Below are 7317 nucleotides of genomic sequence, written 5' to 3'. Positions count from 1 at the left end.
ACTTGATTGTGCTTGTGTAATGCTTGTCTGACCAAAAGAAATTGATATGTTGGTTGAATTTAATGCTATTTTCTCTGTTATGGCTGTCCCATCTGGAGCAGATTTAATCACATAAATTTCATTAACTGTAGCTGGTATTTCGGCTTTGAATTTAAAGGCATTAAGAAGGGTAGCAGAACCTTTAGCTATAATGGTGCCTCCAGATGCAGGATTACCGATATAGGCCTCAATCACATGAATTGCGTTATCAAACCGAGCATCATGTACAGCAATAGAAAAATTGATATCTCTAGCTGTAGTCCATTTAAAGTCGCCTGGAATAGTTAATGTATTGATATTTTGATTAGCGATAGCATCGTCACCTGCATTCTTTTTGCAGGAACTAAACATAACGCATAAGCAAAGAAAAGTAAAGAGTAATTTTGTTTTCATACAATATATAATAATAGTACAGCAGTAGTCAATCTTTATACCGCATTTTATAAAAAAGGAAATAAGTGTTGTTTGCTGCTTAAATGGTAAAAATGGATAGTTGGAAATTTTAAATCAATTAGGGGTGGGGATAATTTTCCCCATGACGGGGAAAATCCTTTTTGGCGTTTATTACAACTTCAAATTTACAATAAACGAATTCTCCAACAACTCTGGATTATGCTGATATTCAAACCCATCTGATGCCATGGTAATAATATACAAGCCAAAATGCTCTGGCAAATTTTCTACATTCATGTCCTCCTTAAAATTATCTACAAACTTAAATCTGTACTGGTCAATAATTTCGATATCATGACTTTTATTCTCAGCGAAGCTCACATTGATATTTTTATCTGCGACTTGGAAAGGCAGCTGCTCTTTACCTGTAAAGCGTATTTGTAAACCAATATCTATTTTCTCTATCGTTAGGCGGGGATGATCAATAGTCAGCCTGATCAGTGCATCTGGGTCTGTAGAATGTTTAATGGAATTGGTAACCAGCTCCATCACGATTAATTTAATTTTGCGCTGCATTTTTGAAGTCAATGCAACATGTTTGGAGAGTTCCGCTAATACTTCTAGCGTATAGCTATGAATGTCATCAGGATCATTCGGTATTTTAAGGCCAATTTTTACCATAGCTTGCTCGTTATTAAAACTTCTCAAGAGAGAGGGCTAAACTAGGCTGTAAGATAAAGATCTTGTCTAAACGAGTCAGCTCGAATAGGTTGAAAATATCGTCATTAAGATCCGTAATGACCAATTTGCCTTTCAAGGGTAATAGTTTTTTCAAAATGGCAACCAAGGCACCTAAAAAGGAGCTGTCTAAGTATTCTACATTTTTAAAAGAGATGACCATGTTTTTTGTGCCATTTTCAATTTCCTCAAACACCAGCTCTTTAAAGGCTTCTGATTTAGAGAGGTTTGCTTCTTTGTTTTCAATAACGATGACTAAAACTTCATTGATGATTTCTTTACTTAGCTTCATTGACTTTTCTTTTAATGATGATGATACTGCAATCATCTACCTGGGAGGTATGTTTATTAAATAATTGGTTTACTATGTTTTCTGTTGGCTCATGCTGTTCTTTAAGCTGATGAAGCTTTTGTTTAAGCAAGTTCATGTCTGACCTCTTTACGCCATCTAATTCAAAATCTATAATTCCATCAGTGATGAGGTACAGCTCTTCTTCTTTTTCTATTGTTACAGCAATTTCATTATAGGTGCCTTCTTCTGAGAAGCCTAATAATATGCCTTCCGACTGGTAAGATATTAAATCTTCCTTATCTTTTTCGTATTTCAGCAGGGGCAAATCGCCAGCACCGGAATAAGTGATCTTGCAACTTTCATCGTCTAGCAAAACAATGCTGAGGGTGGAGAAAATATCACTCAGAAACTCATCCGCATGTACCACCCTGTTTAATTTTTGCAAGATCGTAGGTAAGGAAAATTCGCCGTCGAAAACACATAAACGAATCGCCGAGCGTACGTAGCTTAAATAGCTGAAAGAAAAAAACCACGCACCCCATTTTTTGCCCATCACATCGCCAAGGATAACAAAGGTATACCTGTCATTAATCTTAATGAAATCAATAAAATCTCCTCCGGGTTGTTCCTGGTAACTCTGGTTATAATAGTGAATGCTAAAGTTATTCAAAATTGGCGCTTCCTTTGGGGTATTCCTGAGATTTAGCTTTTCTGCAATTCCTTTTACTTCGCTTAAAGACCTTTCATAATGTTCGCGCACGGCAAGCATCAGGTTGTTGATCTTTGAAAGGATACGCATTGGTGGCACATCCTTAGCCATATAATCTATAGCTTTTAAATCCAGTCCCTGTTGTATAAAATGTTCATCGTTAACTGAGGTCAGAAATAAAAACGGGACATTTTTTAACAAGTCGTTTTTAAGTAGACGTTTTCTGAATTCAAAACCGTTTTTATCAGGCATCTCATAGTCAGAAATAATCAAATCAGGAATGTCGAAGTTTTTAAGAATTACCTCGGCCTCATCCACAGAAAGCGCAATGCGACACAGGTAGCCATTATTACTCAAAAGCTTCTCATACAGCTTTAATTGAAAAAGATCGTCATCAACCAGTAAAACGGTTTTATTCATGGGTACTTGGTTTTGTAATTGATTTTACAATAATATATATGCCTACCGCTACAATAATCAACGAAATTAAGTCCATTAAAGTAACGCCGTCATTTGGGTTGAAATAGAATATCGTGAACATCTCAAAATAGGGAGGTGCGGGCATGATAATCATTGCAAAACCTAAAGTAACAAATAAAAAACCTATAAATATTTTAATGAATCGAATTATTTTTTCAGATATAGTAAATTTATGTTTTTGTTTTGAGTCTAAGTGATTATTTATCAACAAGAATTCAAGCTGGTTTAACTGTTCCAGCTTGTCAATATCAGCTTCGGAAACTTCCTGCAGTTCTTTAATCAGCGATTTGCTGCTCATTCTCTCGTCAAGTTCGCGGTTAATTCGGGTCTGTAAAAGCTTAATGTTGTCTGAATCAATAGCACTATCTTCAAGCAAGTTCATTAACTCACTTAACTTCTGATTTATTTCTTCATCTTTGTTTTCGAGTTGCTTAATCTTTTGTAAAGATTCTGCCAGTTTACTTTTATTCGCCAAGTTAATATATTTGATCGCTATGCATACAAATCTAACATAATGTCGCTAGTTTCTATTATAACTGTAAATTACAATCAGCCTCAAGCAACATTAGACTTACTGAAATCCATTAAATTGAATGATGTTCATGCTAATTTAGAAATAATTTTGGTTGATAATGGCAGCGTCGAAAATAAGGAAGCCGATTTTAAGGCCTGCATGAAGGATGTAATTTATATCAGGTCTGAAAAAAACCTTGGTTTTGCGGGGGGAAATAACCTGGGAATTGCAAAGGCTACAGGAGATTTTCTTTTTCTGGTTAATAATGATACTGAGTTTACGCCCAGATTAATTGAAACCTTGGTCGGTTCACTACAAGAGCATCCTGAAGTTGGCATTATCTCTCCAAAAATAATGTATTTTGACGAGCCTGATGTAATTCAATATGCAGGCTTTACACCAATGAATTATTATACCTGTCGTAACCAATGTATTGGCCAGTTTGAAAAAGATAAAGGTCAGTATGATGACATAGTGGCTTCTACAGGATTTGTTCATGGTGCTGCCATGATGATTTCCAGGGCTGCACTTGAAAAAGCTGGCGCCATGGCAGAAAATTTCTTTCTGTATTACGAAGAAATGGACTGGTGTGAAAGAATAAGGGAGGCTGGTTTTTACATTTGGGTCAATACTCAGGCTACTATTTTTCATAAGGAATCTTTAGCTGTAGGTAAAAACAGCCCCTTAAAGGCTTACTTTATGAACCGCAACCGCATTTTGTTCATCAGAAGAAATGCTGGATTTTTTCAACGCAGCTTCTTTTATGCTTACTTTTTGCTGTTTGTAACGCCCCGAAATTGTTTGAAGTACATCAGGGAAAAGGATTCTTCTTTTATAAAGGTTCTTTTTGAGGCCATTACATGGAATTTAACCAATGCTGTTCACAGTAAAAACTTAGGCTATTCTTTAAAATAAATATATGATCATCATCTTCTGGATTTCCCTTTTCCTGATCTTTTACACCTTTTTTGGCTATGGTATACTCTTACTGATCCTGGTAAAGCTCAAAAGAATCTTTTATCCTGCACAAAGAAAACAATATGCCTTTGAAGAATTGCCAACCTGCACATTAGTGGTGGCGGCTTATAATGAAGAGGATTTTTTAACTGATAAAATAGCAAATACTCTTGCACTTCGTTATCCGGCGGATCGTTTGTCTTTTGTATTTGTAACCGATGGTTCTACAGATGCGAGTCCTGAAATTGTTTCCCGATATCCTCAAATCAAACTTTTACATTCTCCTGCACGAAAAGGCAAAATAGCAGCTGTACATCGTGCAATAGAAGAAATTACCACAGACCTTATTGTTTTCACTGACGCAAATACTTTTTTAAATGAAGATGCACTGGTTAACTTGTGTAGGCATTATGCAGATGAAAAGGTAGGGGCCATTGCTGGGGAAAAAAGGGTGATGGTAGAAGAAAATGCAGATGCAACGGCAGGAGAGGGCTTTTATTGGAAATACGAGTCTAAGTTAAAAGCATGGGACTCTGAACTGTATTCTGTTGTAGGGGCCGCAGGTGAATTATTTAGTATCCGTCGTCGCCTCTATGAACCTGTACCGGTTAATAGTGTGCTGGATGACTTTATGATCTCCATGCGCATTGCAGAAAAAGGTTTTGTGATTGTTTATGAGCCAGATGCGTATGCGCTGGAAAGCTCATCGGCAAATATTACAGAAGAGCTGAAACGTAAAATACGTATTGCTGCCGGTGGCATACAATCTGTAATATGGTTAAAATCTTTGCTTTTTCCTTTGAAGTACCCTGTATTATCATTTCAATACATTAGCCACAGGGTATTAAGGTGGACCATCACTCCATTTTTGATGATCCTGGTATTTGTGCTTAATATAGTATTTGTGTGCTTGGAGTTAAGTAATCTTTATCTCGTGTTGCTTACTGCACAAATTGTATTTTATCTTTCAGCTTACTTGGGGAAAGTAATGGAGTCTAAAAAGCTGAGGGTAAAAGTCCTATTTATTCCTTATTACTTTTGCGTAATGAATTATGCCGTAATGGCTGGCCTGTTAAGGTTTTTCTTCGGCGGTCAGTCGGTAATATGGGAGAAAGCGATAAGAAAGTAATTATTTCTTATCGCTTGGAGTTGTTGGCTTTTCTGGTGGAGTGGAAACAATCTCACCGAATTCATTAACGTAAGCCATCATGCTTTCCAATGAACCATCGTTAGGGTTTTGTTGGCGTTCTTGCTTGCGCTGTAATTTATCTTCTTTTTTCTTCTGTCTATTCTTTTCCAACTGTTTCTTCATGAAGGTTGCCTGCGATTTTGCCATATTATATTATTTAAGTGAGAAATAACTGTTCCTGGTTTTTTTTCTGCCCATCAAATGAGATGCACTTGAGTGATAGGCTATTCGCGAGATGCAACGGATCAAACCAGGTGAAAACAGTTTAATTTTTATTCCGTTTTGATGCAAATGTACTAATTTCTATTGAATAAATTACATGCCTAGTGTCAACTTGTACTGGATATAACATTGTGCCTTGATCAATTTTGTTGTCGGTGTTCTCCTTAATCCGGAGATGACATAGGTCAATGTGCCTGCATTTATTTCCTGATTAACCTCTTCCATTCTGGCTATAGGGAGTGAAATGGCATCACTGGCTTGCATAGCGCTGTTGTTGATTACGCCTAGCTCTATCAATTTGTTGTCGGTTTTCTGAACTTTCAGTTTAATGCTTTCAAAGGCTTTCAATGTATTGGTAAGGTCTTCTTCTTCACCGGCTTCTACTTCTTCCTGCCCTGGTATTTCAATGGCGAAGCCAGAAACACGAATGGACTTTAAGTCTGCTAAAGTAAAGCCTGGAGCCCCTTCGCTGATCACCTGGTTTAAATCTGTGGGCGTTTTTAAGGTCGCCAGTGCTAGTGTATCTGTAATATCGCTACTGATGGGGATATCAAATGCGATGGCACTGGTGGTAACCACTAAATCTCTTTGAATATTTTCTTTAGTTCCACAGGCTACTACCAGGGTAAGTAGCAAAGAAAGCAGATAGATGTATTTATTTTTTACCATTTAAAACTGAACTTAAGTTGGGTTTGATGCCTATAGATAATGGGAAAGATTGAAAACGTCGGTCCTGAATTTTATTAAATCCCCGCATGAATGAGCCCTCCAAAAATACAGAAACTTTACCAAAACTATACTCTGCGCCAAGGCCTGTTTCTAACATAGTCATGGTGTTGGTTTTATTGTTAAAAGTAGCTATCGCATTTGAGGGGGAAAGTTGTACTTCGGGCGTTAAAATAAAGCCACCGCCACCACCTACAAAACCATAGAACCCGAACTTGCCGACTATCTTTCTATACCCCAAGGCAAGGTTCAATAAATAGGTGGTTACCCTTCCATTGTTTACCAATGTTCCAAAGCCAGCTTCTAACGTTTGTTGCTGGTATTTATAAGCATGCAGACTTAGTTTTGGGTACAGAAAAAGACCGTCATTTCCCAGGCCAAGGTTAATACCTAGAGTGGTGGAAAACTTCGGCTCGAGGTATTCACTAGTCTCGCCAACGGGAATTGAAAATCCAATTCCACTGGAAGAATACAGCTTGTCGGGACGCTCATATTGCGCTTTTGTTACGCTTGAAATTTGAAGGAAAAATAGGACTAAAAACAGGTTGAGGTAGTACGGTTTGTTTTTCATATAGCGTTTATTTTATGTACCCACAAGGCCTGAATTGCTTGCTTGTTTTATAAAACATGGTTATGGTCATAAAGTTTGAATTCGAGCTTTAATTGTCAAAACAATATTAAATTTGGCTATTTGATAGTGCCATATAAAATATCGCAGGAAAATTAAATAATTGTTTATCAGGTAGTTGTGTAAACTAATTTTAACTAATTATTTACTTGACTGTTTATTTACTGTGCTTTTAGGTGTAAATATACAGAATATAATTTTGTTTATGTGTATATATTATTGTTCTACAGCCATTTATATAATTCAAATACACCTTTACTGTTGTCTCTTGTAGGCCGCTGAGAAGTCTGTTCTCATGGTTTTAAATCGTGCTACAACCGTTGCGATAAACTCTTCATCGAGCATGGCAAAGATTTCATTTGCACCTCCTCCGGTGAGGTCAAGTTCTGATAGTTTATAACTTTGTTCCAGGCTTCCCTGCTCAAATTTA

General features: G+C 36.9%; 9 protein-coding genes and 1 pseudogene. 2 read left to right on the top strand and 8 right to left on the bottom strand.

Translation table 11 applies throughout. From position 1 onward, the window contains the following. The 5 genes and pseudogenes from ACR2F7_RS05065 to ACR2F7_RS05045 all read right to left on the bottom strand — a co-directional run. Window positions 1–432, bottom strand: a pseudogene (locus ACR2F7_RS05065) (hypothetical protein); the annotation flags it as partial. A 171-nt stretch (window positions 433–603) separates the two neighbouring features. After that, window positions 604–1113 carry an ATP-binding protein gene (locus ACR2F7_RS05060; RefSeq protein WP_432712503.1) on the bottom strand — a complete coding sequence of 170 codons (510 nt, stop codon included), beginning with the start codon at window positions 1111–1113 and terminating at the stop codon, window positions 604–606. Between the two features lie 13 nt (window positions 1114–1126). Continuing rightward, the gene (locus ACR2F7_RS05055; protein WP_432712502.1) at window positions 1127–1462 is read right to left on the bottom strand and encodes an STAS domain-containing protein; all 336 of its coding nucleotides are present in this window, start codon (window positions 1460–1462) and stop codon (window positions 1127–1129) included. Next, window positions 1449–2591 (bottom strand): SpoIIE family protein phosphatase, encoded by a 1143-nt coding sequence (locus ACR2F7_RS05050; protein WP_432712501.1) that lies wholly within the window; start codon window positions 2589–2591, stop codon window positions 1449–1451. Before ACR2F7_RS05050 ends, ACR2F7_RS05055 begins: the two co-directional genes overlap by 14 nt. Beyond that, the gene (locus tag ACR2F7_RS05045; protein ID WP_432712500.1) at window positions 2584–3126 is read right to left on the bottom strand and encodes a hypothetical protein; all 543 of its coding nucleotides are present in this window, start codon (window positions 3124–3126) and stop codon (window positions 2584–2586) included. The genes ACR2F7_RS05050 and ACR2F7_RS05045 overlap by 8 nt, the downstream gene beginning before the upstream one ends. Window positions 3127–3165: 39 nt before the next feature. Here ACR2F7_RS05045 and ACR2F7_RS05040 point away from each other — a divergent pair, with 39 nt between their 5' ends. Next, entirely contained in the window at window positions 3166–4080 is a 915-nt protein-coding gene (locus tag ACR2F7_RS05040) for a glycosyltransferase family 2 protein (RefSeq protein WP_432712499.1), read from the top strand. A 4-nt stretch (window positions 4081–4084) separates the two neighbouring features. Beyond that, on the top strand, window positions 4085–5251 hold the full coding sequence (locus ACR2F7_RS05035; RefSeq protein ID WP_432712498.1) for a glycosyltransferase family 2 protein: 1167 nt from the start codon (window positions 4085–4087) through the stop codon (window positions 5249–5251). Here ACR2F7_RS05035 and ACR2F7_RS05030 read toward each other — a convergent pair whose 3' ends face one another. From ACR2F7_RS05030 to ACR2F7_RS05020, 3 genes are all read right to left on the bottom strand, one after another. After that, window positions 5252–5458: a hypothetical protein gene (locus ACR2F7_RS05030; protein ID WP_432712497.1), complete on the bottom strand. Its 207-nt coding sequence runs from the start codon at window positions 5456–5458 to the stop codon at window positions 5252–5254. A gap of 168 nt (window positions 5459–5626) precedes the next feature. Beyond that, entirely contained in the window at window positions 5627–6202 is a 576-nt protein-coding gene (locus ACR2F7_RS05025; RefSeq protein ID WP_432712496.1) for a hypothetical protein, read from the bottom strand. Then, the gene (locus ACR2F7_RS05020) at window positions 6189–6830 is read right to left on the bottom strand and encodes a hypothetical protein (protein ID WP_432712495.1); all 642 of its coding nucleotides are present in this window, start codon (window positions 6828–6830) and stop codon (window positions 6189–6191) included. The genes ACR2F7_RS05025 and ACR2F7_RS05020 overlap by 14 nt, the downstream gene beginning before the upstream one ends. Window positions 6831–7317 lie beyond the last annotated feature (487 nt).

Origin of the sequence: Pedobacter sp., assembly GCF_045628745.1 — a bacterium.
Taxonomy (GTDB): domain Bacteria; phylum Bacteroidota; class Bacteroidia; order Sphingobacteriales; family Sphingobacteriaceae; genus Pedobacter.
The sequence above is the reverse complement of the archived record's forward strand: the minus strand, read 5'-3'. Positions and strand labels throughout refer to the sequence as shown.

What these genes read in the sequence shown, in the direction of transcription:
- ACR2F7_RS05040 (WP_432712499.1), top strand. Translation starts at nt 3,166, where the DNA reads ATGTCGCTAGTTTCTATTATAACTGTAAATTACAATCAGCCTCAAGCA.
- ACR2F7_RS05030 (WP_432712497.1), bottom strand. Translation starts at nt 5,458, where the DNA reads ATGGCAAAATCGCAGGCAACCTTCATGAAGAAACAGTTGGAAAAGAAT.
- ACR2F7_RS05025 (WP_432712496.1), bottom strand. Translation starts at nt 6,202, where the DNA reads ATGGTAAAAAATAAATACATCTATCTGCTTTCTTTGCTACTTACCCTG.
- ACR2F7_RS05050 (WP_432712501.1), bottom strand. Translation starts at nt 2,591, where the DNA reads ATGAATAAAACCGTTTTACTGGTTGATGACGATCTTTTTCAATTAAAG.
- ACR2F7_RS05020 (WP_432712495.1), bottom strand. Translation starts at nt 6,830, where the DNA reads ATGAAAAACAAACCGTACTACCTCAACCTGTTTTTAGTCCTATTTTTC.
- ACR2F7_RS05060 (WP_432712503.1), bottom strand. Translation starts at nt 1,113, where the DNA reads ATGGTAAAAATTGGCCTTAAAATACCGAATGATCCTGATGACATTCAT.
- ACR2F7_RS05035 (WP_432712498.1), top strand. Translation starts at nt 4,085, where the DNA reads ATGATCATCATCTTCTGGATTTCCCTTTTCCTGATCTTTTACACCTTT.
- ACR2F7_RS05055 (WP_432712502.1), bottom strand. Translation starts at nt 1,462, where the DNA reads ATGAAGCTAAGTAAAGAAATCATCAATGAAGTTTTAGTCATCGTTATT.